The sequence below is a fragment of the Alteraurantiacibacter buctensis genome (genome assembly GCF_009827655.1).
Taxonomy (GTDB): Bacteria; Pseudomonadota; Alphaproteobacteria; order Sphingomonadales; family Sphingomonadaceae; genus Alteraurantiacibacter; species Alteraurantiacibacter buctensis.
The window spans coordinates 740609-767121 of the sequence record NZ_WTYV01000001.1 but is presented as its reverse complement, the minus strand read 5'-3'; the positions used below and the strand labels follow the sequence as shown (position 1 = coordinate 767121).

Annotated in this window: 20 protein-coding genes; 8 read left to right on the top strand and 12 right to left on the bottom strand. The window is 68.1% G+C overall.

What is annotated here, in order from left to right:
* Positions 1-15: 15 nt before the first annotated feature.
* From GRI99_RS03575 to chrA, 3 genes are all read left to right on the top strand, one after another.
* Positions 16-285, top strand: a complete 270-nt coding sequence (locus GRI99_RS03575; RefSeq protein WP_237438086.1) for a hypothetical protein — start codon at positions 16-18, stop codon at positions 283-285.
* Positions 279-1358 (top strand): hypothetical protein, encoded by a 1080-nt coding sequence (locus GRI99_RS03570; RefSeq protein ID WP_160770588.1) that lies wholly within the window; start codon positions 279-281, stop codon positions 1356-1358. The genes GRI99_RS03575 and GRI99_RS03570 overlap by 7 nt, the downstream gene beginning before the upstream one ends.
* Positions 1359-1520: 162 nt before the next feature.
* Positions 1521-2816, top strand: a complete 1296-nt coding sequence (chrA, locus tag GRI99_RS03565) for a chromate efflux transporter (RefSeq protein WP_237438085.1) — start codon at positions 1521-1523, stop codon at positions 2814-2816.
* On the opposite strand, the gene GRI99_RS03560 is transcribed toward chrA, so the two are convergent.
* A complete protein-coding gene (locus GRI99_RS03560) occupies positions 2813-2995 on the bottom strand; it encodes a hypothetical protein (RefSeq protein WP_160770587.1) in 183 nt (60 codons plus the stop codon). The genes chrA and GRI99_RS03560 overlap by 4 nt on opposite strands.
* A 57-nt stretch (positions 2996-3052) precedes the next feature.
* Positions 3053-4249, bottom strand: a complete 1197-nt coding sequence (locus tag GRI99_RS03555; RefSeq protein ID WP_160770586.1) for a transaldolase family protein — start codon at positions 4247-4249, stop codon at positions 3053-3055.
* 168 nt (positions 4250-4417) lie between these two features.
* Between GRI99_RS03555 and GRI99_RS03550 the strand changes: the two genes are divergently transcribed.
* Positions 4418-4801, top strand: coding sequence for a winged helix-turn-helix domain-containing protein (locus GRI99_RS03550; protein ID WP_160770585.1), 384 nt, complete (start codon positions 4418-4420; stop codon positions 4799-4801).
* Here the strand turns inward: GRI99_RS03550 and GRI99_RS03545 are convergent.
* From GRI99_RS03545 to GRI99_RS03530, 4 genes are all read right to left on the bottom strand, one after another.
* The gene (locus GRI99_RS03545; protein WP_160770584.1) at positions 4798-5421 is read right to left on the bottom strand and encodes an ATP-binding cassette domain-containing protein; all 624 of its coding nucleotides are present in this window, start codon (positions 5419-5421) and stop codon (positions 4798-4800) included. The genes GRI99_RS03550 and GRI99_RS03545 overlap by 4 nt on opposite strands.
* Positions 5411-6112, bottom strand: coding sequence for a molybdate ABC transporter permease subunit (gene modB / locus GRI99_RS03540; RefSeq protein ID WP_337192851.1), 702 nt, complete (start codon positions 6110-6112; stop codon positions 5411-5413). The genes GRI99_RS03545 and modB overlap by 11 nt, the downstream gene beginning before the upstream one ends.
* Positions 6109-6909 (bottom strand): molybdate ABC transporter substrate-binding protein, encoded by an 801-nt coding sequence (modA, locus tag GRI99_RS03535; RefSeq protein ID WP_160770583.1) that lies wholly within the window; start codon positions 6907-6909, stop codon positions 6109-6111. The genes modB and modA overlap by 4 nt, the downstream gene beginning before the upstream one ends.
* A gap of 64 nt (positions 6910-6973) precedes the next feature.
* Positions 6974-7351 carry a hypothetical protein gene (locus tag GRI99_RS03530; protein ID WP_160770582.1) on the bottom strand — a complete coding sequence of 126 codons (378 nt, stop codon included), beginning with the start codon at positions 7349-7351 and terminating at the stop codon, positions 6974-6976.
* A gap of 231 nt (positions 7352-7582) precedes the next feature.
* On the opposite strand from GRI99_RS03530, the gene GRI99_RS03525 reads away from it, so the two are divergent.
* The 3 genes from GRI99_RS03525 (at position 7583) to GRI99_RS03515 (ending at position 12234) form a co-directional block, all read left to right on the top strand.
* On the top strand, positions 7583-8983 hold the full coding sequence (locus GRI99_RS03525) for a sugar porter family MFS transporter (RefSeq protein WP_160770581.1): 1401 nt from the start codon (positions 7583-7585) through the stop codon (positions 8981-8983).
* A gap of 225 nt (positions 8984-9208) precedes the next feature.
* Positions 9209-10732 (top strand): tryptophan halogenase family protein, encoded by a 1524-nt coding sequence (locus GRI99_RS03520; protein WP_160770580.1) that lies wholly within the window; start codon positions 9209-9211, stop codon positions 10730-10732.
* The gene (locus GRI99_RS03515; RefSeq protein WP_160770579.1) at positions 10729-12234 is read left to right on the top strand and encodes a tryptophan 7-halogenase; all 1506 of its coding nucleotides are present in this window, start codon (positions 10729-10731) and stop codon (positions 12232-12234) included. The genes GRI99_RS03520 and GRI99_RS03515 overlap by 4 nt, the downstream gene beginning before the upstream one ends.
* Here the strand turns inward: GRI99_RS03515 and GRI99_RS03510 are convergent.
* From GRI99_RS03510 to GRI99_RS03500, 3 genes are read right to left on the bottom strand one after another with little or no spacing between them, the layout of a single operon-like run.
* Positions 12231-13238, bottom strand: a complete 1008-nt coding sequence (locus GRI99_RS03510; RefSeq protein WP_337192850.1) for a cupin-like domain-containing protein — start codon at positions 13236-13238, stop codon at positions 12231-12233. The two genes, GRI99_RS03515 and GRI99_RS03510, sit on opposite strands and share 4 nt — an antisense overlap.
* Positions 13235-14782: a tryptophan halogenase family protein gene (locus tag GRI99_RS03505; RefSeq protein WP_160770578.1), complete on the bottom strand. Its 1548-nt coding sequence runs from the start codon at positions 14780-14782 to the stop codon at positions 13235-13237. The genes GRI99_RS03510 and GRI99_RS03505 overlap by 4 nt, the downstream gene beginning before the upstream one ends.
* On the bottom strand, positions 14779-16350 hold the full coding sequence (locus GRI99_RS03500; RefSeq protein WP_160770577.1) for a tryptophan halogenase family protein: 1572 nt from the start codon (positions 16348-16350) through the stop codon (positions 14779-14781). The genes GRI99_RS03505 and GRI99_RS03500 overlap by 4 nt, the downstream gene beginning before the upstream one ends.
* Positions 16351-16507: 157 nt before the next feature.
* Here GRI99_RS03500 and GRI99_RS03495 point away from each other — a divergent pair, with 157 nt between their 5' ends.
* Positions 16508-19879 carry a TonB-dependent receptor gene (locus GRI99_RS03495; RefSeq protein ID WP_237438084.1) on the top strand — a complete coding sequence of 1124 codons (3372 nt, stop codon included), beginning with the start codon at positions 16508-16510 and terminating at the stop codon, positions 19877-19879.
* Positions 19880-20426: 547 nt separating this feature from the next.
* On the opposite strand, the gene GRI99_RS03490 is transcribed toward GRI99_RS03495, so the two are convergent.
* Genes GRI99_RS03490 through GRI99_RS03480 form a run of 3 tightly spaced genes read right to left on the bottom strand, consistent with a single transcriptional unit; the run spans position 20427 to position 26382 of the window.
* Positions 20427-21590 (bottom strand): endo-1,4-beta-xylanase, encoded by a 1164-nt coding sequence (locus GRI99_RS03490; RefSeq protein WP_160770576.1) that lies wholly within the window; start codon positions 21588-21590, stop codon positions 20427-20429.
* On the bottom strand, positions 21587-23992 hold the full coding sequence (locus GRI99_RS03485) for a glycoside hydrolase family 3 N-terminal domain-containing protein (protein ID WP_160770575.1): 2406 nt from the start codon (positions 23990-23992) through the stop codon (positions 21587-21589). Before GRI99_RS03485 ends, GRI99_RS03490 begins: the two co-directional genes overlap by 4 nt.
* Entirely contained in the window at positions 23989-26382 is a 2394-nt protein-coding gene (locus tag GRI99_RS03480) for a glycoside hydrolase family 3 N-terminal domain-containing protein (RefSeq protein ID WP_439098421.1), read from the bottom strand. Before GRI99_RS03480 ends, GRI99_RS03485 begins: the two co-directional genes overlap by 4 nt.
* Positions 26383-26513 lie beyond the last annotated feature (131 nt).

The window sequence follows — 26513 nt, the reverse complement described above, 5'->3', positions numbered from 1 at the left end:
AGCCTGGTGGCTTGTGTGACCACCAATGAAAGCAACCAGGTTGTATGCGAGAGCGGTCCCTGGACGATAGGTGTGTGGTCCTCCTATTGCGATGGTGAGCAGTTGATTTGCGGAGACGGGTCCGGTTTCCAGCGGATCACGCTGCAGAACAACGCCCCGCACCTGGCAGTCGTGCAACTGTATTTCAGCGACGGGACCACCGACGAGGCGCACCTGAGGCCGGGCCAGGGCTACACCGCCCGCAAGGGTCTTGGCACCGGCGTCAACGTGGTGGCGCAATGCTGAGGCTGGCGGTCGCGCTGGTCGTCATGCCGCCGCTGGCGATGTTCGCGCCGGTGGTGGCTATCGCTCAGGAAACCGGTGTCAGGCCCAGTCAGGCCGATGTGCAGATGGCCTTGCTCAGCCTGTCGAACGGCCAGCCTCACCCGCTCTTTACCCCTGGTTTCGCCCAGCGCGTTGCCGCCAATTCGCAACGGCTGGCGCAAGCACTGGGTCAGCAGCTCGGCTATATTTCGGTCGCCCGGGCGCTGGGGCAGGACCAGTACATGGGGTATTACTCACAGGGCTTCGTGCACTGGCAACTGGAATTCACGCGCGAAGGCCGCATTTCGGGTGCCACTTATGAAATCCGCAGCACGCCCGGCACACGCGGCGTTTCCGTAGGCACCCGCGATCAGACGGGTTTGACCAGCTTCTGGGCCGGAGTGGGTGAAGTGGTCACCGCATATCAGCAGCAGCGCGCCGAGGAGGAGGCCTTCAATAGTGCGGTGCTGGCGCGCATCCACGCCAGCGGTGGCTATGCCTCGACCGGCTCCGGCGTAGGCGCCCGGGGTGAAATCATCTCCGACGCAGACCTCGCTTCCTATGAGCAGCAGGCCAGCAGCGACAGAAGCAGCGAAAGCTCGAGCTACGGCGGCAGTTCGTACGCCGACGCAGGTGCCGCCGACGGCTACGGTGGCGGGCCAGAAAGCGGTGGCCAAGGGCGCAGCCTCGGCGGGTCGGACACGGAATACGAATCGGCTTTTTCCGGCCAGGCAGCGTCAGGCGGTAGTTCCGCCTATGCCAGCAACGCCGCATCGTCCAACGGGTCGGGTGGCGGTTCCTACGGCAACGACTCCGAGCAAGGTGCGATCATCGTATCTGACGGAGGCATGGCCGAGCGGCTGCGGTTCGAAGCCGATCAGCAAGCCCTGTTTGCAGCGCAGGAGGCGCAGATACGCCAGCAGCAGGCGATTGCCCAGGCCGACCATGATGCTGCGGTTGCGCGCGACGCGGCAGACGCGGCCGCCGACCGTGCCGCCTACGAGGCCAGCGATTGCTATCGGGACAAGGAGACGTCCTGCGTTTCGCCGCAGTAAAGCCCCACCTTGGAAGACAATCCGTTTGCCGCTCCAAATCGGCGAGATTGATCCGGCGCACCTGGAGCGCTAGTATTGCCCCATCGGGGCCAAGCAACCCCCCGGTCAGGCATCCCTTGCCCAAGCGTTGCCTCGTACCACCGCCGCTTTGGCGGTTGCTCGATGGCGAGGTTCTGCATGGTGGAAGTGCCCGTTCAACCCACGTTTTCCCAACTGCTGCGTGCGTTCTGGCGTGTGGGGCTGCTCAGCTTTGGCGGGCCGGCCGGGCAGATTGCCCTGATGCACCGCGAACTGGTGGACGAGCGGCGCTGGGTGGCGGAGGAGGAGTTCCTCCACGCGCTCAACTTCTGCCACCTGCTGCCAGGGCCCGAGGCGCAGCAACTGGCCACCTGGATCGGCTGGCGGCTGCATGGCCTGCGGGGCGGGCTGGCGGCGGGGCTGCTGTTCGTGATCCCCGGCGCGGTGATCATGCTGGGCCTGTCGATGCTCTATGTCGCGGCCACGGGCCTGGGCTGGTTTGCCGCGCTGTTCCTGGGGGTGAAGGCGGCGGTGCTGGCCATCGTGGTGCAGGCGCTGTTGCGGATCGCGGGCCGCGCGCTGGATACCCGGTTCAAGCAGGGGCTGGCCGTGGCTGCTTTCGTGGCGCTGGCGATGCTGGCCCTGCCATTCCCGCTGGTGGTGCTGGGCGCGGGTGCGCTGGGCATGCTGGTGGCCGCCACCCGGCCTCACTGGCTGGCGCTGAAGCCGGGCGGAGCGCCTGCCGCCGGTCCGCGTCCATGGCGCTCCACGATCAGTGCCGCCGCCGTCTGGGCAACCGTCTGGGCCGCGCCGATGGTGCTGGTGGCCGCCACGCTGGGCACCCATCATGTGCTATGGGACATCGGCACCTTCTTCAGCCAGCTGGCCGTGGTGACTTTCGGCGGCGCCTATGCGGTGCTCGCCTACATGGCGCAGGAGGCCGTGCAGGGCTTCGGCTGGCTGAGCGCGGGCGAAATGGCCGACGGACTGGGCCTGGCCGAAACCACGCCGGGGCCGCTGATCATGGTGACGCAGTTCGTCGGTTACCTGGCGGCCTTTCGCTCGCCCGCGCCGTTCACGCCGCTGGTTGCGGGCCTGCTGGGCGCAGGGCTGACCACCTGGGTCACATTCGCGCCGTGCTTCGGGTGGATCTTCACCTTCGCCCCGTGGATCGACCGGCTGGCGCAGGCGACCAGGCTTAAAGGCGGGCTGGCGGCGGTGACGGCGGCGGTGGTGGGGGTGATCGCCAACCTGACCGTGTGGTTTGCCGGGCACGTGCTGTTTCCGGCGTTCGACACCTCGGTGCCCGGCTGGGGTTTCGACTGGCGGGCCGGACTGCTGGCCGTGGTGGCGGGCGTGCTGGTGTTCGGCGCGAAATGGGGCGTGATCCGCGTGCTGGCCGTGTGCGCGGCGGGCGGATTGATCCTCGGTTCGCTCTAGTCGCCACCCTTATCCCGCCGGCCCAGAAGCCGGTTTCGCCACCAGCGCCAGCACCAGTGGCCGCCCCACAGGGCGCAGCCGCCGGCCAGCGCCCAGGCCCCGGCCAGCACCAGTGCCATGCCGATGGCGCCGGTGATGCCAAGGATCAACTGGACCAGGAATTCGATGACGTGGCGCATTGGTGCCCCAACGCGCCACGTTACCAATCAGTGCCGGGGTCTTTCAGTTGCTGGAAATCAGCCTTCGACGACCATGCGCACGAAGTCGACCGTCTGCCGGGTGGCGGCGGCGAATTCGGTGGCGGTGGACTGGAACGCGCCATAACGGCTGAATTCTTCCGGCTTCATGCCTTCGAATTCGTAAGCCTGGCGGAAGCTGGGCAGCTTGAGCAGCTTTTCGAGCGACTTCGGGTTCACCTCGCGCTCGATCGCCTTGGGATCGAAGGTCAGGCTGTCCTCGGCTTCCATGCACTGGGCGATGTAGCTGGGCGGGCAGGTATAGACCATGTCCGAACCGGCGAAGTCCTCGATGTGGCGGCTGACGATCTTGCCGTTGTCGTCCTTCTCCACCCGCATCGAGCACTGCAGCATCTTGGACGGGTGGTTGATCGACTTGCCGAACCAGTAGGCGCGCTTCAGCACGGCTTCCTCGCCATCGCGGATTTCCATCATCGAAAGTTCGATGCCGCGGGCCTTGGCTTCCTTCTGCCAGTCACCCAGCTGGCCCAGGCGGGCCGACATGTGGGTGATGACGCTGCGGAACCTGGAAAGGTCCACGCCCGCCGCACGGGCGCGCTGGAGGCCGGCGGTAACCGCAGCCATGCAGCGCGAATACTGCGACACGGTGAAACTGGTGGTGTTGTTGGTGGAAATGCCGCGCGCGGTCAGCTCCTCCAGCACCTCGTAGCCTTCCTTGGAGCCGGGCAGCTTGACCATCACGTTCTCGCCCATGGCGGCGATGGACAGGCCCTGTTCCAGCATCTTCTCGCCATCGGTCACGAAGCGCGGATCGACCTGGCCGGACAGCATGCCGTACTTGCCGCCGCTGGTCTCGTAGACGCGGTGGATTGCCGATGCGCCCTTCTTCACCAGGTCCAGGTACATGGTCCAGTAGACCTGCTCCACGCTCATGCCCGGATTCTTGCGGGCGATATCCTTGATCTCTGCGCGCCACAGCTCGGGGTTGAGCTGGATCGCCTGGAGCGACAGCGGCGGGTTGGTGGTGACGCCGCGGAAACCCATCACGCCTTGGGCATGAATCGTTTCGTTGTCATACAGGCGGGTGAGCTGCTCGCGCCATTCGGGCTGTTTTTCCTCAGGTGCCTTGGCCAGCGTGTCTTCCTTCCAGCTCGGGTAGATCAACGGGCTGGAATCCCACCAGATTTCGGCTTCGGGATTGGTCGCGGCGAGTTTCTCGAGGACGTGCTGGGACATGGCTTGCTCCTGCGGCGGCGCGCTTCTCCCTGAATCGCGCCATGAAAGGGTGGCTGCCCCCTAATACATGAACGCGTGGCGAGTAACCCCGTGGCGGCGGTTTTTCCCACCCTGTGGACTGATGGTAACGCCCTTGCCGCGTGAGCCGGGCAAAGGCACAAGCGGCGTATGGCCGGGACGCGTTCGCTCAAGATCAAGCTGCAGGTGCTGTGCGGGGATGAAATCGCCATGGGCCCGGGCAAGGCCGACCTGCTGGAAGCGATTGCCGCGCACGGGTCCATCTCTGCTGCGGGGCGCGCGCTGGGCTTCTCCTATCGCCGCGCCTGGCTGCTGGTGGATACGATGAACCGCTGCTGGGCGCAGCCGCTGGTGCTGGCCAAAGGCGGCGCGGCGGGTGCCGCGGTGACGGAGTTCGGGGCGCAGGTGCTGGCACACTACCGGGCCATGCAGGCGGCGGTGGCGGCAGGCAGCGGGGCCGGGTGGCAGGCGCTGGAAGCAGGCCTGCTGGATGCCCCGCGCGAACGCCAGCAACGGGCGGACACCCGGGCCTAGCCCATCTCCACCACCAGGCCGCCCAGCCGGTCCACCTCGGCCCGGTCATGGCTGACGTGGATGATCGGGATCTTCAGGTCATCCCGGATGCGTTCCAGCATAGCCATGATTTCCTCGCGCCGCGCGCGGTCGAGCGAGGCGAGCGGCTCGTCCAGCAGCAGCACGCGTGGCCCGGCCAGCAGCGCGCGGCCCAGCGCCACCCGCTGCGCCTCGCCGCCCGACAGCGTGGCGGGCCGGCGATCCGGCAGGTGGCCGATGCCCAGCAGGTCCAGCGCCTCCTCCAGCGCAAGCCAGCGCCGCGCGGGCGCGGTCAGCCGCCAGCCATACAGCAGGTTGTCGCGCACGTTCATGTGCGGGAACAGCCGGGCATCCTGCGGCACGTAACCCACGCCGCGCCGCTCGGGGGGCAGGGCGATTCCCTGTGCGGCATCGAACAGCGTCTCGCCATCCACCCGCACGTGCCCGGCAGCGGGGCGCAGCAGGCCGGCCACCATGTCGAGCACGCTGGTCTTGCCTGCGCCCGAGGGGCCGAACAGCGAGACCACGCGGGCTTGCGTTTCGAAACGCACGGCGATCTGGCGGCCCCCGCGCGCCACGGCCAGGTCCACGTCAAAGGCCATCGCTGCCCCTTCCGCGCTGGCGGCGCGTCAGCCACTCGCTGGCCAGCAGGGCGGCCAGCGACAGCGCCACCGAAACCAGCGCCAGCCGCGTCACCGCCTGTTCGCCGCCGGGCACCTGCAGTGCGGTGTAGATCGCCAGCGGCAGGGTGCGCGTTTCGCCCGGAATGTTGGAGACGAAGGTGATCGTGGCCCCGAACTCGCCGAGCGAGCGGGCCAGGCCCAGCACCGTGGCGGCCAGCACGCCGGGCAGGCACAGCGGCAGGGTGATCGTGGTGAAAACCCACCACGGCCGCGCGCCCAGCGTGCGGGCCACGCCTTCCAGCCGCCGGTCCACCGCCTCCAGCGACAGGCGGATCGCCCGTACCATCAGCGGCAGGGCCATGATCCCGGCGGCCAGCGCGGCGCCGGTCCAGCGAAACATCACGCTGATGCCGAACGTCGCCTCGAGCCAGCCGCCCACCGGCCCGTTGCGCCCGAATGCCAGCAGCAGCAGCCAGCCGGTCACCACCGGGGGCAGCACCAGCGGCAGGTGGACCAGCGCATCCAGCAGCACGCGGCCCGGCAGGCGGGTGCGCGCCAGCACCCAGGCCAGCGCAAAGGCCAGCGGCAGAGTGAGGGCGATGGCCAGCAGGCTGACTTTCAAGGACAGCGCCACCACCGCCCATTCGGCGGGAGACAGCCAGCCGGTCACGGGCCCTCGGCGCGGGCAAAACCCAGCCGCAGCAGGATCGCCTGCCCTTCCGGCGCGGCCAGGAAATCGGCAAAGGCGGCGGTATCGGGATGGGTGGAGCGGGCCAGTTGCGCCATGGGATAGCGCACCGGCGGGTGGCTGGCGGCGGGGAAAGTGCCCACCACCTGCACCCGGGGTTCGGTCCGCGCATCGGTGGCATAGACCAGGCCCAGCGGTGCCTCGCCCCGAGCCACCAGCGCCAGCGCGCCGCGCACGGAATCGGCCACGGCCAGGCGGTCCGCCACCTGCGGCCAGGCACCCAGCGCGGTGAGCGCGGCCTTGCCATAGCGGCCTGCGGGCACCGAGTCCGGCTCGGCAATGGCCAGTCGTCCGTCCGCCCCCAGCAGGCCGGCAAGGTCGACCCCGCTGGTCAGGTAGAGGTCAACCGCCGGCCCCGCCGGGGCTACCAGCACCAGCCGGTTGCGGGCCAGGATGCGGCGGCTGGCGGGCACGATCAGGCCTTGCCCGGCCAGCTCGTCCATCCATGCCTCGTCCGCGCTCACCAGCAGGCCGGCCGGGGCACCGGCCTCTACCTGGCGGGCGAGGGCGGAGGTGGCGGCAAAGGACAGCACCGGGCGCGCATGGCCCTGCGCGGCCCAGGCATCGGCAGCCTGTTCCAGCCCTTCCTGCATGGAGGCGGCGGCCAGCACCATGGGGCCCGCCTCGGGCCCGGCCGGTGCGCAGGCGGCCAGCAACAGGGCGGGAACAAGGGCCGGCAGCCGGCGGCACCAGCGGGCAAGGCGGGACAGCGTGGCCATGGCCCGCAGATAGCGGGGTTGTATATCCCGGTATACAGTAAATCCGCGACGGCGCGCCCGCGTATCAGGCTCCGGGCGGCACCTGCGGCGGGGGCGGGGGCGGCACGTAGTCGGCCGCAGCCGGTGCCGCTACCGGCCCCGGTGGCGCAGCAGAGCGCGCCGGGGGCACCGGGCGGGCGGGAGCAAGGTTGTAGCCATCGTCTGCGGCGGAACCGGCAGCAGGCATCTGGCCCGCTTCTCCCGCGTCTTCGCCGTACCATGACGGGTCCGCTTCCGCCGGGGCGGCCTGCATGGCGGGCGCAGGGGCAGCGGCGGCCAAGTCAGCCTGTCCGGACTGCGACGCTGCCACGGCCGGTTCGGCTGACTTTTCGGCACCGGGATCGGCCACCAATACGGCCAGGCCCAGCATCACGATGGCAAATGTGGCAACATGCTTGATCACGGCAATGCGGGTCCCCCGATAAATCCCTGTCCAGCCCACGCGTCTGGCCAGCGGCATAAGCGGCATTCCCCAACACTTTGCTAACCGCAGCAATCCCGGCGGCTTACCTCTTTCGAAATCCCGCTTGCACCAGGGCCGGAATCGCGCCAAGGTAGCGCTAACATGACGGGGTCCGGAAAGGCCCCGCGGGACAAGCTCCGGCCATCTGCGCCGCGCGGGAGAGGGGAAGACATGGAATCTACTGCCAAGAGCGTCAACATGGCGCTGATTTCCGCCATCGTGGCCGTGGCCACCATCGGCGGGCTGCTGTTCGGGTACGATAGCGGCGCGGTCAACGGCACGCAGGGCGGCCTGACGGCAGAGTTCAACCTGAGCGAGGCGGCGCTCGGCTTCACCGTGGGATCGCTGCTGATCGGCTGCGCGGTGGGTGCCTTCTTCGCCGGCACGCTGGCCGATGCCATGGGCCGGCGCAAGGTGATGATCCTGGCCGCGCTGCTGTTCGTGATCGGCGCACTGGTGCAGGGCAGCACCGACAGCCACACGATGTTCGTGGCCGCCCGTTTCGCCGGCGGCATGGCGGTGGGCGCGGCCAGCGTGCTTTCGCCCCTCTACATCTCGGAAATGGCCCCGGCCAACATCCGCGGGCGGCTGACCACGGTGCAGCAGGTGATGATCATCTCCGGCCTCACCGCGGCCTTCGTGGTCAACTATTTCCTGGCCCAGGCGGCGGGCGATTCGCTGGGCGAGATCGGCGGCACCACGGCGTGGCGCTGGATGTACCTGGCGCAGGCCGTGCCCGCTGTGGTCTTCCTGGTGGCGCTGTTCTTCATCCCGGAAAGCCCGCGCTACCTGGTCAGCCGCGGCCGGACCGAGGAAGCGACCATGGTCCTCACCCGCATTTTCGGTGACGAAGAAGCGCGCCGCAAGGTGGGCGAGATCCAGGCGAGCTTCTCGGCCGATCATCGCCCCAGCCTGAGCGACGTGACCGCCAAGGGCACCATTTTCCGCCCGATCGTGTGGGCCGGCATCCTGCTGGCCACCTTCCAGCAGTTCGTGGGCATCAACATCATCTTCTATTACGGCGAGACGCTGTGGCGGCTGGCGGGCGTGTCCGAGGAAGTGGCGCTGGAGCGCAACATCATCTCGGGCCTTGCCAGCATTGCGGCGGTGTTCGCGGCGCTGCTGCTGATAGACAAGATCGGCCGCAAGCCGCTGCTGCTGATCGGCTCGGCCGGCATGGCGGTGACCCTGGGGGCGATGACCTGGGCCTTCAGCGGCGCGGGCACCGATGCGGCGGGCAACCTGGCGCTGAGCGACAGTGCCGGATGGATCGCGCTGGTGGCGGCCAACCTCTATGTCATCTTCTTCAACTTCAGCTGGGGCCCGGTGATGTGGGTGATGCTGGGCGAGATGTTCCCCAACCAGATGCGCGGGTCCGCGCTGGCGGTGGCAGGCCTGGCGCAATGGGGCGCCAACTACCTGGTGGTGCAGAGCTTCCCGCCGATGGCCAGCAACCTTGGCCTCGCCACCACCTATGCCGTCTATACCGTGGCGGCGGCGATCAGCTGGTTCCTGGTCAAGAGCTTCATCGTGGAAACGAAGGGCAAGGAACTGGAGGAAATGGTCGGTTGAGACTGCATCGCCTTTCAGCCCAGGGCGCCTGCAAATGGCGACAGTCTGCGCTTCCGGTGCTCACGACCCTGAAGGTCGCTGCGCGCCGGGTCACAGCCGGTCACCATTTTCGCCTCCCCCTGAACTGAAAATCGATACAGTCTGGCGACACGATTTGAACTAATAGTTTCGGGCAGCCGGGAGCGGATCGCGCCGCTCCCGGCTCTTCCGTTTCACGGGAACGACATGGGCGAGGCGCAGGCAAGGTTGCGGGTGGTCGTGCTGGGCGGGGGCACCGCCGGGTGGATGACGGCTGCGGGCCTGGCCGGCCTGCTGCCGCACCGCTGCACCGTGGACCTGATCGAGAGCGAGGACATCGGCATCGTCGGCGTGGGCGAGGCCACCCTGCCGCACATCCGCGGCTTCGTGGAGAAGCTGGGGATTGACGAGGCGGCCTTCATGAAGGCCACCCACGCCACCTACAAGCTGGGGATCGACTTCCGCGATTTCGGCCGCATCGGGGAAAGCTACATCCACCCCTTCGGCAGCTTTGGCGAGGAAGTGGGCAGCATCGGCTTCCACCATTACTGGCTGGAGATGCGGCGGCAGGGGCTGGCGGCGGACCTGGGGGAATACTCGTTGGCCGTGTGCGCGGCGCGCGCCAACCGCTTTGCCCCGCCGGCGCAGGATAGCAGCCTGGCCAGCACCTATGGCTATGCCTACCAGTTCGATGCCACGCTGTTCGGCCCCTTCATGCGCGAGCATGCAAAGGGCCAGGGCGTGCGGCGGCACGAGGGGCTGGTGGTGGACGTGGAGCGCGATCCCGCCAGTGGCAACGTGACGGCGCTGGTCCTCAAGGACGGGAGGCGGATCGAGGGTGACCTGTTCGTCGATTGCAGCGGCTTCCGCTCGGTCCTGCTGGGGCAGACGCTGGACGAGGACTGGGAGGACTGGACCCACTGGCTACCGTGCGACCGCGCCGCCGCCATGCCTTGCACCCACCGCACCGCTGACCTGCGCCCCTACACCATTGCCACGGCCATGCCCGCCGGGTGGCGCTGGCAGATCCCGCTGCAGCATCGCATGGGCAACGGTTATGTGTTCTCCAGCGCGCACCTGGGCGAGGAAGAGGCCTGCCGCGCGCTGGTGGCGGCGGCTGACGGCGATCCGCTGGCCGATCCGCGCATCCTCAAGTTCCGCCCGGGCCGCCGCAAGCATTCGTGGAGCCACAACGTCATCGGCGTGGGCCTCGCCAGCGGGTTCCTGGAGCCGCTGGAATCGACCTCGATCTACCTGGCGCAGATGGCGATCACCTACCTGATCGAGCTGTTCCCCGATGGTGGGCGGATCGATCCAAGAGACAGGGCCGAATTCAACCGGCTGGTCGACATGGAATACGACCGGGTGCGCGATTTCCTGATCCTGCACTATCACGCCACCACGCGCGACGATTCCGAATTCTGGAACCATGTCCGTACCATGCAGGTGCCCGACAGCCTGGCTGGCAAGCTGGAACTGTGGCAGCGCGCCGCGCGGATCGAGAAATACTCCGATGGCCTGTTCTACGATGCCAGCTGGATCGCGGTCTATGTAGGGCAGGGGATGTTGCCGCAGGCGCATGACGGGCGCACCGCGCTGCCCGATCCCGCGCGGGTGGCGGGCGCGCTCGACAGGCTGCGGCACGAGATCGGGCGGCAGGTGGCGGCCATGCCGGGGCACGTGGCCTACCTCAACAGCGAACGCGCGCGGCTGGCGGACACGGCCGTATGAGCGCGCCCCGCGAACGGCTGCGCCGCGTATGCATCGTTGGCGGCGGCCAGGTGGCGGTGCTGACCGCCGTGGCCATGCGCCGCACCCTGCCCGATTGCCAGGTGGTGCTGGTGGGCACGCCGGCCGATCCCGGCGCCTATGCCGACCGGGCGCTGACCGCGCTGCCCTTCACCAACGCCCTGCACGAGCGGCTGGGGGTGGACGAGCAGCAGATCGTCGCCCGCGCCGGTGGCAGCCACCGGCTGGTCCAGCGCTATTTCGGCTGGGCCGCCCCGGACAGCATGGGCACCATGGCCTATGGCGCGGAACTGGACGCGCAATCGCGCACCCGCTTTGCCCGCGAATGGGGCGGCGGGCCGCGCAATGCCGGATCGGGGGGCCGTGTGGCCGGTTCGGCAGCGCATTCCCTGGCCGAGGTGCTGGCCGATGCCGGGCGCTTTGCCGTGCCGCCTGCCGGACAGGCCACGCCGCTTGACGGTATCGACTTCGGCCTCAGGTGGAACGGGCCGGCCTATCGTGACCTGCTGGTCGCCGCCGCGCAGGCGCGCCAGGTGGTCTATGTGCCCGGCACGCTGGAAGGCGCGCTGCGCGACGCTGCGGGGGGGCTGGCAAGCATTACCGTGGCCGGTCAGGGCGCGATCGAGGCCGACCTGTTCATCGATTGCAGCGGGCCGGCGGGTTCGCTGATCGCGCTGGTGGCAGGGGATGCCTGGCATGACTGGCGGCCCTGCCTGCCGGTGCGCCACCTGTTCCACGCCCGCCCCGGCCAGCCACTGCTGGCGCTGGAGGACCGTGCCACGCTGGTCCCGCAGGGCTGGCTGAGCGCCGTGGCCGGGCGCGACGGGCTGCACCTGGTGCTGGGCTATGGCGAAAAGGTGGGCGAGGCCGAGGCCCGCGCCGCCCTGCCCGGGCAGCCCGAGGCGCTGGTGGAGATCGCGCCCGGTTGCCGCCCCGAAAGCTGGGTGGGCAACGTGGTCGCGCTGGGCGATGCCGCCGCCTGGTTCGAGCCGCTGGCTCACCTGAACCTGGACCTGGCCCACCGCCAGTTGGCCCTGCTGCTGGAAATGCTGCCCGGTCGCCCGATCGAGCCGCTGGAGCGGGCCGAATACAACCGCCGTGCCGCGCTGATGGCGGCTGGCGTGCGCGACGTGCTGGCGCTGCACTATGCCGCTCCGCAGGCGCAGGTGGTGTTCGGCCAGCAAGTACTGCCCGAAAGCGTGGCCCACATGCTTGACCAGTTTACCCGCCGCGGCCGCGTGCCCTTCCGCGAGGAAGCGCCCTTTGCCCCGGCCGAGATGGCCGCGCTGCTCCTATCGCTGGGCTATCCCGCCGGCAAGGGCGCGCAGGCGGGCAGCCACGATGCAGCCGAAGCGGCTGCCGCCCGTCGCGCATTCGACCAGCGGGCGCAGGCGGTGCTGGCTTTTGCGCCGCCCTACCGCGATTTCATCACCAGCGGGGCGCAGGCGACCGGCAACCCGGTGACGGACGACCTGCAGTATTAACCCAGCATCCCTTTCAGCATCCGCCGCATCTCGGCAAACATGGCCGGGTCTGGCGGGCCCAGGGCACCGCGGGCGTGGGCGGGCAGGTGTGCGGCGGGATCGCCCTGCGTCTCGAACACGTAGAAATCGAACCACTCGCGCCACACTGTGCGCTGGTCTTCCGGCAGGTGTTTGAGCGAGAGGATCGCGTGCAGCAGCGCATCATAGGCCCCGCCCATGCCGGGCTGCTGCCCCTCGCTCCACCAGTAGTTGACCAGCACGTTGACGCTGCCCAGCGATTGCACCGCGTGCCACCAGCAATAGGGGATGTAGATCGCGTCTCCCGGCTCCAGCACGGCTTCCTGCGCGGTGGCGGCGGCTGCGGCAAAGCGCGGGTAGCGCGCCAGGTCCGGCGCGGCGAGGTCGACCATCGAGACGGGCGTGCCCGCCGGGGTCTGTTCCAGCGGACCGGGGTAGAGGTTGGCGATCTGCGCCGGCGGAAACAGGGTGAACCGGCGGCGGCCGGCCATGCACACGGCCACGTTCTCCTTCACATCGTAATGCGCGGCCACGCGGATGGCATTGCCGATCCAGATGCGCGGGGGGACGTGGGCCAGCGGCTCCAGCCGGTTCTCAGCCGCAAAGGCCGGCAGCAGTTCGCTCACCACCTCCGATTGCACGGCCAGCGCGGGCGGGTGCTCCATCGGGGCGGCGCGCAGCAGGTCATCCAGGAACAGGGCCAGCGGGCCGGTGCCGCGCTGGAAGTTCATGCCCGTGAGATCGGCATTATAGAAGAACCGCCCGCCTTCGTCCGGGTGCGCGGCGATGGCACTGACGGGGCGGGTAGGGCCTTGCGCCTTGAGGTAGTTCACCGCCGCTTCCGGCCCCTGCCGCCCGGCGACCACGGCCGGCCAGTGCGCTGCCAGGCCGCGCAGCACCACCGGCTGGCCCCCGGCGCGCAGGGCGGCAAGGTCGAGCGGGCCGGCCACTTCCCGCAAGGGAGCGGGCGTGGGCAGCGCGCTCACGCCATGATCCGCTGGCCGGGGGCGATGGCGCTGCCCTGCTCGCGCAGGAATTGCTCCTGCGTGGGCATCTGGCCCACGGCCTGCGCGATCACCTGGCGCACGTGGCCAAGCCGCCGCTTCAGCTCGCCCTCATCGAGGATCTCCGCCGCAGGGTGCCAGCCGCCCGCGACAATGCCCTGGCCCGCCATCACCGACAGCCAGCTCGTCTCGGTAAACAGCTCGTTGTGTTCGCGGATCACCCGGCCGGAACTGCGGAACATCTCCAGCTTCTCGCGCAGGCCATCGGGCGGCTCAAGCGTGCGGCAATAGTTCCAGAACTCGCTGTCGTCCCGTGTCGTGGCCTTGTAGTGCAGCACCAGGAAATCGCGGATGTCCAAGTATTCGCGCGCGGTTTCGACGTTGAAGCGGTCGATCTCCTTCGGCGTAAAGTCCAGCGAGGGGAAATAGGCCATCAGCCTGGCGATGCCCGCCTGCACCAAGTGGATGGCGGTCGATTCCAGCGGCTCCAGGAAGCCGCCCGCCAGGCCCAGGGCCACCACGTTCCTGTCCCACAACCGCGCGCGGTGGCCGCCAGTGAAGCGGATCCGGTTGGGGTCGGCCAGCGGCCGGCCATCAAGGTTGGCCAGCAGCAGGTCCAGCGCCGCGTCATCGTCCAGGAAGGCGCTGGCATAGACGTGGCCGTTGCCGATGCGATGCTGCAGGGGGATGCGCCACTGCCAGCCGGCGGGGCGCGCGGTGCTGCGGGTGATCGGCTGGTCCGGCCCCGCAGAACTGCACGGCATGGCCACGGCCCGGTCGCACGGCAGCCACTTGCTCCAGTCGATGAAGGGCACGCCCAGCGCCTCCCCCAGCAGCAGGCTGCGAAAGCCCGAGCAATCGATGAACAGCTCGCCATCCACCATGTCGCCATTTTCCATCTGCACGGCGGTGACGAAGCCGGTCTCCGGATGCTGGTGGACCTGGACCACGCGCCCTTCGATCCGCACCACGCCCTGCGCCTCGGCCAGCCGCCGCAGGTAGGCGCCATAGCGGCCGGCATCGAACTGGAAGGCATAGGCAAGGCGCGCCAGCGGTGAATTGGGCTGTCCGGGCTGGGGCGGGAAATACCTGCCCGCCCGCGCCGCAACCGCGCCAATCGAATAGTCGTCCAGCCCCGCCGTCTCGCCCAGTGCCAGGCCGCGCAGCCAGAAGTGGTGGAACTCGATCCCCAGCATGTCGATGCCATAGGTGCCGAACGGGTGGACGTAGCGATGGCCCAGTCGCGTCCAGTCGACGAACTCGATCCCCAGCTTGTAGGTGGCGTGCGTCTCGCGCACGAATTCGGCTTCGTCGATGCCCAGGAGCTGGTTGAAGCCCACGATTTGCGGGATCGTCGCCTCGCCCACGCCCACGGTGCCGATGGCCTCGCTTTCCACCAGCCTGATGGTCAGGCCGGGCAGGCCGCGCAGCACTTTCGAGATCGCGGCGGCGGCCATCCACCCGGCGGTGCCGCCGCCCACGATGGTGATGCGGGTAACGGGGCGGGAGTGGCCTTGTTCGCTCATTGCGCGGCGAAGCTCCAGCCGGGAATGGCCGCTGGCGGCGCGGCCTCGTCCTCCGCCCAGGCGCCGGCCTGGCGCAGGAACTGCTCCTGCGTGGGCAGGGCTTCCGCCGTGGCGCGATAGTCTGCCCGCATCTGCGCCATGTGAGCCGCCACCCGCTCCGGATCGAGCGTGTCGGCGATGGGATCGTGCCGCTGCGGCCACAGGTTCTGCCCCAGCATCACGGCCACCCAGCTCGGCAGGGCGAACAGCTCGGCATCGTCGCGGAACACGCGGCCGTGCAGGCGCCACAGCTCCATGCGGCGGGTTAGGGTATCGGGCACGGGCATGTCGCGGACATAGCGCCAGAACGGCGTGTCGTCGCGCTGAGTGGCCTTGTAGTGCAGGATGATGAAATCGCGCACGTCCTCGTAGGCGGCGTGCATCCCCTCGTTGAAGTGGTCGCGCTCCACCGGGCTGATCGCCTTGTCGGGGAACAGCGCGAACAGCCGCTGGATGCCGTTCTGGACGAGGTGGATGCTGGTGGACTCCAGCGGCTCGATAAAGCCCGATGCCAGGCCCAGCGCGATCACGTTGTGGTGCCAGGTCTTGGCCCGCGTGCCGGTGAGGAAGCGCAGTTCGCGCGGGTCTGCCAGCACCTCGCCCTCAAGGTTGGCCAGCAGGATCCGTGTCGCCTCGTCGCGTTCCATGAAGCTGCTGGAAAACACGTGACCGTTGCCGGTGCGGTGCTGCAACGGGATGCGCCACTGCCAGCCCGCGCCGTGGGCGGTGGACCGGGTGTAGGGATCGGGCGAGCCGGTGTTGGCCGTGGGCACGGCCAGCGCCCGGTCCATCGGCAGCCAGTGGCTCCAGTCGTGATAGCCGGCGCCCAGCGTCTCCTCGATCAGCAGGCCGCGAAAGCCGGAGCAGTCGATGAACAGGTCGCCTGCCACCAGCGAGCCGTCTGCCAGTTCCACTGCGGTCACATCGCCGCTTTCCCCGTCCCGGTGGACGCGGGCAATGGTGCCCTCGCGGCGTACGGTGCCCTGCTCCTCGGCGCGGGTACGCAGGAAGGTGGCATAGAGGCCGGCGTCGAAATGGTAGGCATAGGCCAGTTGCGACACCAGCGAGCGGGCGGTGGGGGCAGGGCGCGCGGCGCGGCCCAGCATGGCGGCCACGGTGCACATCGAATAGTCGCCTATGGCGCCCGCCGCCGCCCCGCTGCGGGCCCGCTCGCGCAGCCACAACTGGTGGAAGGCGATGCCGTGCAGGTCCTGGCCGTAGGCGCCGAAGGGATGGAAATAGCGGTCGCCCACCTGGCCCCAGTTGCGGAACTCGATCCCCAGCTTGAACGTGCCGCGCGTGGCGCGCAGGAAGGCGTTCTCGTCGATCCCCAGCATCTGGTTGAAGCTCTTGATCGGGGGGATCGTGGCCTCGCCCACGCCCACGGTGCCGATGGCATCGGATTCGACCAGGGTGAAGCGGCGGCGGCCATCGGCGAGGTATTTGGACAGGGCCGCGGCAGCCATCCACCCGGCCGTGCCACCCCCCACGATCACCACGCTGGTGATATCGTTACCATTTGCAGGCATCGCCACCATCCCATCCGCCCGAGGCGCTGTTTTCTGCGCTTTTCCTACGCTGATGTATGCCCTCTTGCCAAGGAGGGAATCGGGATATATGCAGGGGGCAGAAAAAGAAGTGAGCGCTACCGCGATAGAATGGTAGCGCTAACATGGGGAGGGAGCTTTGGTAACCAAGGGCACTGCTGCGCGCAATCTGTCGCAAACCACCGATATTCGCGGACTTCGCAGCGCGCTGCGTTCGGGCGCTTCGGCGCTGGTGCTGGGCGGCCTGCTGCTGTCCGTTCCGGCCATGGCGCAGGACGAGGAAGCGGCCGCCGAGGACGACCTGATCGTGGTGACCGGCATCCGCCAGTCGCTCGCCTCGGCCCAGAACATCAAGCGCGACAGCGAAACCGTGGTCGACGCGATCACCGCCGAGGACATCGGCGCCCTGCCTGACCGTTCGGTGACCGAAGCCCTCCAGCGCGTGCCCGGCATCGCCATCAACCGCTTCGCCGGTTCGAACGATCCCGACCACTTCAGCGTGGAAGGCTCGGGCGTGGTCATCCGCGGCCTCAACTTCGTGCGTTCGGAATTCAACGGCCGCACCGCCTTTGCCGCCGGCGTCGGCGGGCAGGCGCTGAACTTTGCCGACGTGCCGGCCGAACTGCTCGGCTCGGTCATCATCAGCAAGAACGCCACCGCCGACATGATCGAGGGCGGCCTGGCCGGCACGGTCAACCTGGTCACCCGCAAGCCGCTGGACAACCTGGGCTTCCACATGGGCTTCAGCGCGGAGGCCAACTATGGCGATTTCGCGCGCGAGTGGTCGCCCTCGTTTTCCGGCCTGCTCAGCAACACCTGGGAAACCGGCGCCGGCACCTTCGGCCTGCTGGTTTCCGGCTCGTATTCGCAGATCCTCAGCCGGGCTGACGGCCTGCAGGTCGCCAATTACCAGAACCGTGATGGTGAGCTGGCCCGGGCGGCCAACACCACCGATCGCCTGATCTGCCGCACCCGGCTGCCGTCGAACACCGACCAGTTCACCCTGCCGCCTGGCAATGCCGCGTGCGGCAACACCGGCACCGCCGGGGCTGACGGGTTTGCCGACTATGCCGATTCGCTGGTGGCCCCGGTGGGCGGCCAGTTCCGCACGCAGGATTACAACCGCCAGCGCGATGGCCTGGCGGTGTCCGCCCAGTTCGAGACGCTGGACGGCAACACCCGCGTGACGGCGGAGTTCATCCGCTCGCACTCCACCAACGCGTGGGGCGAGCACACCTACGAGGCCGCGCCCGACCTGTCGGAATATTCGACCTTCCCGATCGGCTGCCAGCAGAACGCCAACGGCTCGAACGTGATCGACAGCAACGGCGTGATCGATCCAAACGACGAGACTCCGCCGCGCGCGCAATGCCCGGTGGGTGGCTTCACCAACTATTCCTATGACGATAACGGCCTGTTCCAGTCCGGCTACATCGTGGACGTCAGCAACGGCTGGCGCGGTGATCCGGGGACCAACCCGTTCGTGCCGATCGGCGGTTCGCAATACTCGCTGGCCCGCCGCCAGATTCGGGACGAGATCACCAATACCGATGTCAGCTTCAACGTCGAAAGCCAGATGACCGAACGTCTGCACGCTACGTTTGACATGAACTATGCGCACTCGCGCAAGGAGAACCTGGACTTCAGCGTGTTCGGTTCAATCTTTGCCGATTCGGAACTGGACCTGACCGGGAACGCGCCGATCATCGAACCGCACAAGCCGCAGTACCTGGGTTACACCTGGTCGCAGCCCGGCGCCGATCTGGCTGGCGCCACCGACGCGCAATACTTCACCGACCCGCGCTTCCAGTTCTGGCGCGCGGCGATGGATCACGCCGAGGAAAGCACCGGTTCGCAGTATGCTTTCCGCACCGATCTGGAATACGAGATCGACGAGGATTCGTTCATCCGCAGCGTGAAGACCGGCTTCCGCTACCAGAACAACGACCAGACTGTCCGCTACTCCACTTACAACTGGGGCATGCTGAGCGAAGTGTGGTCGGGCAGCCGTCCGGTCAACTTCGGCGATACCGCCGGCGACGGGCGGCAGGGACGCTACGAGTTCGACAACTTCTGGCGTAACGGCGTCCCCGGCCCCCCAGGAGCGTTCTATTACAGCGGCGAGCTGATTTCGGACTATGCAGGGTCGGTCGACTACTTCCAGAGCGTGCAGGCCCGCGCCCGCGCGCTGGGCGCCAGCCCTTCGTGGAACCCCCTGTCCGAGCGCGAAGGCGCCATTGACGGATCGTACTACATCCCGTCCGACATCCAGCAGGTGCAACAGCGCGACTGGGCGGCTTACGGCATGGTTCGCTTCGGCACGCCCGAAGGCGCGGACGGCTTGCGGTTGGATGGCAACATCGGCCTGCGCTGGGTGCGGACCGACGTGCAATCGGCCAGCGCCCGCAGCCCCGGCACCCGGGGTGGGCTGGGAATTGCCGATCCCTTCAGCGTACGCTGCGCGGAACGCGCACGTCCGGCGGCGGCGGGCGGCGGCACCGCACGGCCCGGCGGCATCTGCAACATCGGCGAGGCGGCCTATGTGGCGCTGCAGACCTTCGTGGACGGCAGCTTCACCCCCGTAGTCCAGAGCCACAGCTACAACTACCTGTTGCCGAGCCTCAACCTCAAGCTGGGCCTGACTGATGACCTGATCATGCGCCTGGCCGGGTCCAAGGTGCTGACGCGGCCCGACAACGGCTATATCCGCAACTACTTCACCTCCAGCATCGATACCTCGGGCAATTTCACCGGCACGGCGGGCGATCCCACGCTGAACCCGGCGACGGCCTGGCAGTTCGATGCCACGCTGGAGTGGTATTTCGACACCGTCGGCTCGTTGACGCTGAACGGCTTCTACAAGTCGATCGACAACTTCTTCTACCAGAGTGTGCGCCAGGAGACGATCACCAACGGTTCGGGTGCCACCCGCAACGTGACGGTGCGCGGCCCCGCCAACTTTGACGGCACCGGCAAGATCAAGGGCTTCGAGATTGCCTACCAGCAGACCTACGATTTCCTGCCGGGCTTCCTCAGCGGGCTGGGCACTTCCGCCAACTACACCTTCATCCAGAGCAGCGGCCTGCCCAACACATTCCTGAATGGCGGCCAGGTGCCCAACAACTCGGCGGTGCCGCCGGGCAATCTGCCGTTGGAACAGCTCTCGAAGCACAACATCAACGCCACCGTGTTCTACGAACAGGGCCCGCTGTCTATGCGCGCCGCCTACAACTGGCGCTCGCGCTTCCTGCTGACCGCATCGGACGTGATCTTCCCGTACTACTCGATCTTCAACGAGCCGACGGGCCAGCTGGACGCATCGATCTTCCTCAACATGTCGCAGATCTTCGACGTGCCGGGCAATATCCGCATCGGTGTGCAGGGCGTAAACCTGCTGAACGAAGTGACCAGGACCACGCAATCCTATTCGGGTGATCCGGCGGACCTGGCGCCTCGTTCCTACTTCATGAACGATCGCCGGTTCTCGTTCATTCTCCGCGGCCAGTTCTAAGCTCCTGGCCGAAACCAGAAGGGCCGCCGTTTCTCCCACGGCGGTCCTTTTGTTTTGGGGGATTGGCAATTCTTCCCCTCCCGCCGGGAGGGGGCCGGGGGGGGCAGGTGAGAAGCGGTGAGCGCCGTTTGCGTTGGCACACCCTCACCCAACCCTCTCCCTCAAGGGAGAGGGCTATTGAAAGAAAACACTTTCCTACAGCACGTGATTTAGTGCAGCCCGATTCGCGTCCGCAGTATCCGGCCGGTGCAGCGGATGGGCCGTCCCTTGGCTTTCGGGTGCAAGGGAAATGACCGGCGCGGGCGTCCCGGCATGTAGCCGAACGTTCGCACCAGGCATGGCCGCCACGCGAGTGCTGCCCTCCGTCGCATCATGACAAGCTGGGGGTTGGCCGCGGGCCGGCGGCAACAAATCTCGACGCGAATGCAGTAAGTTCTACCTACAACAAGCGTCGTCGAGTCCGGGCACAGAATGCGGCAACCCCGCGCCGGTCATCAGCTCTCCCGTCCACCCCGGCAGCCCATCGGCTGGCCGGGCCACGGGCGGATCAGGCGGCGGCGAAGGCGGCGGCAATCGCCTCGCGCATGGGCTTGGCCTGGTAGTAACTGGAATAGGGCGTGCCGCGCACTTCCAGCCCGTCCTCGCGGGGCGCGAAGCCCTGCAGCCAGTTGTAGCGGTCGACCATGCCCCAGGCGAGCACGTCGGTCAGTTGCGGATAGTCCAGCATCACGTCGAAATAGCGGCGGGTATAATCGGCCACCCGCTCGTCGCGCACGGCGATGGCGCCGGGCAGGGCCTTGTCCTTCACGTCGAACTCGGTGATCAGCAGCTTGTAGCCCATGGCCACCACCTCATCCAAGAAACGGCGCCATTCGGCTTCCAGGTAGCGACCGCTGCCGGTGGCGGGATCGAGCGCGAACATCTCGATGTGCGACTGGATGCCCAGCGCGTCGACTGGCACGTTGCGGCGGCGGAAGCCTTCCAGCAGGCGCAGCACGGCATTGCAGTGGTTGCGGTGGTCCGGCTCCCAGCTCATGTAGTCGTTATAGACCAGCTCGCCGGTGGGCAGTTGCTCGCGCGCGGTGTGGAAGGCGAAGTCGATCACCGCCTCCGGGCTGCCCATCGCGCGGCTTAGGCTGGTGGCCAGCGTGCCGTTGGTATCGTGGTCGATCGCTTCGTTGACCACGTCATAGCTGGTGATCTGCCCGCGATAGCGATCGGTAACGGTGCGGATGTGCGTGGTCAGCAGCCGCTCCGCTTCCCGCACCGGATTGGCGCCGTAATCGTAGGTGTTGAGCCATTCGGGAAACCACTGCGGGCGATGCCACAGCAGGGTGTGGCCGCGCAGCGCCACCCCGTTCTGCATCGCCCAGCGGGCGATGGCATCCATGCGCGCGAAATCGAACGCCTCGGGGCCGGGCCGGGTGGCCTGCCACTTCATCTCGTTTTCCGGCACCACGATGCCGCATTCGTCCAGCACCACCCGGGCATAGCGGGGGTTCTGCACCGATCCGCCAACGCCGCGATCGTTCGAGGCAACCGCGCTGCCCCAGCGCCGCCCGGTGCGCTGCGCCGCGGCGTTGAGGCTGCCTGCGGCGGTGCCCTGCGCCATGGCCGGAACCGCACCGGCCAGCGCCCCGGCCACCGGCATTGCGGCCATGCCGGCCAGCGCCGCGCGGCGCGAGAGGGGCAGGAACGTGTCGACGCTCATCGGATCGTGATCTCCGTGGTTTTCAGGCTGGCGCTGCTGGCTCCGGCGGACAGGGTGACGGGGCCGGGCTCGTTCACCTCGCGCATGTCCTTGTCGAAGAAAGCCAGTTGTTCGGGCGTGATGGTGAAGCTGGTCCGGCGGGTTTCGCCCGGCTCCAGCGGCACGCGCCGGAAGCCCTTCAGCTCCAGCACCGGCCGGGTGACCGAGACATCGCGCCGGGTGATGTAGAGCTGGACCACCTCGTCACCGGCGCGGGTGCCGGTGTTTGTCACGTCCACCGAGACGGTGATCGCCTCGTCGGGCGCAAAGCTGGTCCGCTCCACCTGCGGGGCGGAAACCTCGAAGGTGGTGTAGCTGAGGCCGTGGCCGAACGGGAACAGCGGGGCGGCATCGTCGAACAGGTAACCGCGTCGGCTTGATGGCTTGCGGTTGTAGAACAGCGGGATCTGGCCTTCGTTGCGCACCACGCTGACCGGCAGCTTGGCGCCGGGGTTGATGCGGCCCAGCAGCGCCTCGGCCATGGCCACGCCGCCTTCCTGACCGGGATACCAGCATTCCAGGATCGCATCGGCCTTGCCGACCACGGTGGGCCAGCTTGGCGGGCGGCCGTTGATGGCGCAGACGACCAGCGGCTTGCCCAAGGCGGCCAGCGCCTCCACCAGCTCGTTCTGCTCGCCGACGATGTCGATATCGGTGCGGTCGCCCAGGTGGTTGGCGGCAAAGCCTTCGCGGCTGGTCTGCTCGGTATCACCGATGGCCAGCACGATGGTATCGGCGCCGCGCGCCACCTCCACCGCCTCGGCAATCAGGCGCAGGTTCTCCTCGCGGTCGGCCAGGTAGATCAGGTCCTGGCTGCGGTCCTCGCTGGTGGTGATGAACACCCCTTGCGCGGTAACGAAGCGGGCGCGCGGGGCCACCTGGCGCAGGCCTTCGATCAGGCTGATGGCCTGCTTGGGCACGCTGGAATAGCCGCCAAGGCGCGCAATCGCGTGGTTGGGGCCGATCACCGCCACGGTGCCCATGGTGCCTTCATCCAGCGGCAGGGCGTTGTCCTTGTTGGTCAGCAGGCACAGGCTCTTGCGGGCCGCTTCCAGCGCCAGCGCGCGGGCCTCCGCATTGCCGGTAAGGCGGCGGGTCTTGCGCCAGTCGCCATAGGGGTTCTCGAACAGCCCGGCGCGCATCTTGAAGGTAAGCATCCGGGCGCAGGCCTGGTCCACCAGCGTTTGCGGTATGCGGCCGGCGGTAACGGCGGCTTCCAGCGTGGCAAAGGCCATGCCTTCGGGCAGCTCGCTGTCCACCCCCGCCAGCAGCGCCTGGTGCGCGGCATCCTCCAGGTCGCGCGCCACGTGGTGCAGCGTGGCCAGTTCGTGGACCCCGCCGTAATCGCTGGCGATGATGCCATCAAAACCCCATTCGCCGCGCAGCACCTGGCCCAGCAGCCACACGTTGGCATGGCTGGGAACGCCGTCGATCTCGTTATAGCTGGGCATGACCGCGCCCACACTGGTGCGGCGGACCACTTCGCGGAATGGCGGGAAGAAGTTCTCGCGCAGCTCGCGCTCGGAGACCGAGGCGGGGCTGATGTTGTTGCCGCTGTCGGGCTGGCCGTGGCCGGTCATGTGCTTCAGCGTGGCGAAGACCTTGTCGTCCGCCAGCCGCTCGAATTTGCCGGGGCCTTGCAGCCCTTCCACCGCGGCCACGCCCATCTCGGCGCACAGGTAGGGGCATTCCCCCCAGCATTCCTCGATCCGGCCCCAGCGCGGGTCGCGCACCGTATCGACCACGGGGCTGAGGACATAGGGTACGCCGCGGGCGCGGGTTTCGCGGGCGATGACCGACTGCACCCGGCGCATCAGGTCGGTATCGAAGGTGCCGGCCAGGCCGATCGCCTGGGGGAACATGGTCGCCTCGGTGGCCATGTAGCCGTGGAGCGATTCCTCGTGGACCAGGACCGGGATGCCCAGCCGGGTTTCCTCCAGCGCCCAGCGTTGCAGGGCGTTGATGAAGTCCACCGTCTCGCGCGGGGTGCGCCAGCGGGCCGCCGTGCCGCCCGCCGCACCGGTGATGCCGGGCACGCCGCGCTTGTCGCTGGGGCGGGTGACATGGCCGATCCCGTGGGGGAAGGCGGCGCTGGCCTTGGCCGGGTTGAAGGTCAGCTCATGAATCATGTCCGCCTTGCCCTGCCAGGCGGTGCGGATCTGCTGGATCTTCTCCGCCAGGGTCATCCGCCCCATCAGGTCCGCCACCCGCGCCGGAATGGGCGCGGCGGGGTTCTTGTACAGCGGCCCGGCCTCTTGCGCGAAGGCCAGCGGGGCATGGGCGACGGCCAGCGTGGCCAGGCTGCCGCCCGCCAGCAGCTTCAGGGCCCCGCGACGAGAGAGGGGGCGGCGCGGATGGCTCATTCAGCCACCGTCAGCGCCACGCTGGTCAGGTCGGCCGAATTGGGGCCGACCATGATGGTGAACTCGCCCGGTTCGACCACGCGCTGCATCTCGCGGTTCCACAGGGCGAAGGCATCGGGGCGAATGGTGATCGCCACCTGGCGCGTCTCGCCCGGTTGCAGGGTCACGCGCTGGAAGCCGACCAGTTCCTTCACCGGACGGGTGACGCTGGAGATGTTGTCGCGCAGATACACCTGCACCACCTCGTCACCCGCCATGCTGCCGCTGTTGGTGACCGGCACGGTTACGGTCACGCCTTCGCCGCCACGGATTGTGGTGGCCGAAAGCTGCGGCGCACCGAAGGCGAAGGTGGTGTAGCTGAGGCCGAAGCCGAACGGGTACAGCGGGCTGACTTCGGCAAACAGGTAGCCGCGCCGGGCGCTGGGCTTGTAATTGTAGAAGATCGGCAACTGGCCCACCTCGCGCGCCACGCTGACCGGCAGCTTGCCGCCCGGATTGACGCGGCCGAACAGCGCATCGGCAATGGCCGAGCCTTGCTGTTCCCCGGCGTACCAGGTTTCCAGGATCGCATCGGCCTCAGCCGCGATCAGCGGGTAGCTGGGCGGGCGGCCGTTGACGAGTACGGCGACGATCGGCTTGCCCAGCGCCTTCAGCGCACTGAACAACTCGTTCTGCTCGCCCACAAGGTCAAGATCGGTGCGGTCACCCAGGTGGTTGGCGGCCCAGCCTTCGCGGCTGGTCTTCTCGGTATCGCCGATGAACAGCACGATGGTATCGGCATCGCGCGCGGCTTCCACGGCGGCGGCGATGCGGCGGCGGTTCTCTGCCGGATCGCCCAGCACCACGGGATCGTCCCACCAATCGCTGTCACCCTGGACGATCTCGACGCCCTGGGCATGGACGATATTCGCCCGGTCCCCCACCAGCGCGCGGATCCCTTCCAGCGGGGACACGGCCACGCGCGGTTCGCCGTAATAGCCGCCCAGGCGGGCAACATCGGCATTGGGGCCGATCACGGCAATTGTCGGGCGCTCGCCACCGGCTTCGGGCAGGGCCAGGGGCAGGGTGGCGTTGTCGTTCTTCAGCAGGATCAGGCTGCGCTCGGCCGCGCGGCGGGCAAGGGCCACGCCTTCCGCCATGTTGGAGCGCTGCGCCTCGGCCAGGTCCGGCCAGGGGTTCTCGAACAGGCCGGCGTTGAACTTCATGGTCAGGAAGCGAGCCACGGCGCGGTCCACCGCCTCCATTCTGACGGTCCCTTCGCGCACGCTCTGGACCAGGTGCTGGAAGCCCGCGCCCTGCGGCAGGTCCACGTCCACGCCGGCGGCCAGCGAGATTTCCGCCGCCTCGCGGTAGGAGCCGGCGATATGGTGGACGCGCTGCAGGTCTTCGATGGCGTAATAGTCGGAGACGACCGCGCCCTGGTAGCCCCACTCGCCGCGCAGCACGTCGTTCAGCAGCCAGCCGTTGGCGTGGCTGGGAATGCCGTCGATCTCGTTGTAGCTGGCCATGACTGCACTGATGCCGGTGCGGCGGACAACTTCGTGGAACGGCGGGAAGAACATCTCGCGCAGGGTGCGTTCCGAGATGGGCGCGGGCCCCACGTTGGTGCCGCTTTCGGGCTGGCCGTGGCCGGTCATGTGCTTGAGCGTGGCCAGCACCTGGCCTTCGCCGATGTGCGGATCGGTGCCCACCCCTTGCAGGCCTTCCACCGAGGCGACGCCCAACTCGCCGACCAGGAAGGGGTCCTCGCCGAAGGTTTCCTCGATGCGCCCCCAGCGCGGGTCACGCGCGACGTCCACAACGGGGGAGAGAACCATGTGGACGCCGCGCGCGCGAACCTCGGCGGCGATGAGGTCGTTGACCTCCCGCACAAGGTCCGGATCCCAAGTCGAGGCCAGGCCGATGGCCTGCGGAAAAGCCGTAGCATCGCGCGCGGCCAGGCCGTGCAGCGATTCCTCGTGAAACAGCACCGGGATGCCCAGCCGCGTATTCTCGATCGCCCAGCGCTGGGCATCGATCACGTACTGCACCGAATCCTCGATATTGCGCCGCCGCACAACACGCGGGCTGGTGGGGCCGCCGATGTCGCTGGGCCGGGCGATCTGGCCGATGCCATCGGGATAGCGGGCGCTAGCGCGGGCCGGATCGAAGGTGTTGTCGGCGGCCTGGATCTCCTCCTTGTCATCCCATACGGTGATGATCTGGGCCACCTTCTCCTCCAGCGTCATGCGCGAGAGCAGGTCGGCTACGCGCACCGCGGTGGGCAGGCTGGCATTGCGGTAGGGGGCATCGGCCGGGGGGCGGGCGGTGGTGTCAGTGGCGGCAGCGGCGGTGGTGGCGGCTGCGCTCTGGGATACGGCCGGCTGGGCCAGGGGCCCTGCCAGAGCCATGATTCCGACACTCGCAGCCAAAGTGGCGCGCAGCAGCTTGCGCATGATGATTCCTCTCCTCCCGTCGCGCGCTCGAAGACTGGCGCGGATGACCATTGGTAGCGCTATCATCAAGTGTGGGCGGGGCCTTG

Excerpts from the sequence above, each read along its gene's own strand:
- GRI99_RS03515 (WP_160770579.1), top strand. The coding sequence starts at position 10,729 with ATGAGCGCGCCCCGCGAACGGCTGCGCCGCGTATGCATCGTTGGCGGC.
- modA (WP_160770583.1), bottom strand. The coding sequence starts at position 6,909 with ATGGCCACGCTGTCCCGCCTTGCCCGCTGGTGCCGCCGGCTGCCGGCC.
- GRI99_RS03485 (WP_160770575.1), bottom strand. The coding sequence starts at position 23,992 with ATGAGCCATCCGCGCCGCCCCCTCTCTCGTCGCGGGGCCCTGAAGCTG.
- chrA (WP_237438085.1), top strand. The coding sequence starts at position 1,521 with ATGGCGAGGTTCTGCATGGTGGAAGTGCCCGTTCAACCCACGTTTTCC.
- GRI99_RS03490 (WP_160770576.1), bottom strand. The coding sequence starts at position 21,590 with ATGAGCGTCGACACGTTCCTGCCCCTCTCGCGCCGCGCGGCGCTGGCC.
- GRI99_RS03560 (WP_160770587.1), bottom strand. The coding sequence starts at position 2,995 with ATGCGCCACGTCATCGAATTCCTGGTCCAGTTGATCCTTGGCATCACC.
- GRI99_RS03480 (WP_439098421.1), bottom strand. The coding sequence starts at position 26,382 with ATGGCTCTGGCAGGGCCCCTGGCCCAGCCGGCCGTATCCCAGAGCGCA.
- GRI99_RS03545 (WP_160770584.1), bottom strand. The coding sequence starts at position 5,421 with ATGGCCTTTGACGTGGACCTGGCCGTGGCGCGCGGGGGCCGCCAGATC.
- GRI99_RS03505 (WP_160770578.1), bottom strand. The coding sequence starts at position 14,782 with ATGAGCGAACAAGGCCACTCCCGCCCCGTTACCCGCATCACCATCGTG.
- GRI99_RS03570 (WP_160770588.1), top strand. The coding sequence starts at position 279 with ATGCTGAGGCTGGCGGTCGCGCTGGTCGTCATGCCGCCGCTGGCGATG.
- GRI99_RS03550 (WP_160770585.1), top strand. The coding sequence starts at position 4,418 with ATGGCCGGGACGCGTTCGCTCAAGATCAAGCTGCAGGTGCTGTGCGGG.
- GRI99_RS03525 (WP_160770581.1), top strand. The coding sequence starts at position 7,583 with ATGGAATCTACTGCCAAGAGCGTCAACATGGCGCTGATTTCCGCCATC.
- GRI99_RS03500 (WP_160770577.1), bottom strand. The coding sequence starts at position 16,350 with ATGCCTGCAAATGGTAACGATATCACCAGCGTGGTGATCGTGGGGGGT.
- GRI99_RS03555 (WP_160770586.1), bottom strand. The coding sequence starts at position 4,249 with ATGTCCCAGCACGTCCTCGAGAAACTCGCCGCGACCAATCCCGAAGCC.
- GRI99_RS03520 (WP_160770580.1), top strand. The coding sequence starts at position 9,209 with ATGGGCGAGGCGCAGGCAAGGTTGCGGGTGGTCGTGCTGGGCGGGGGC.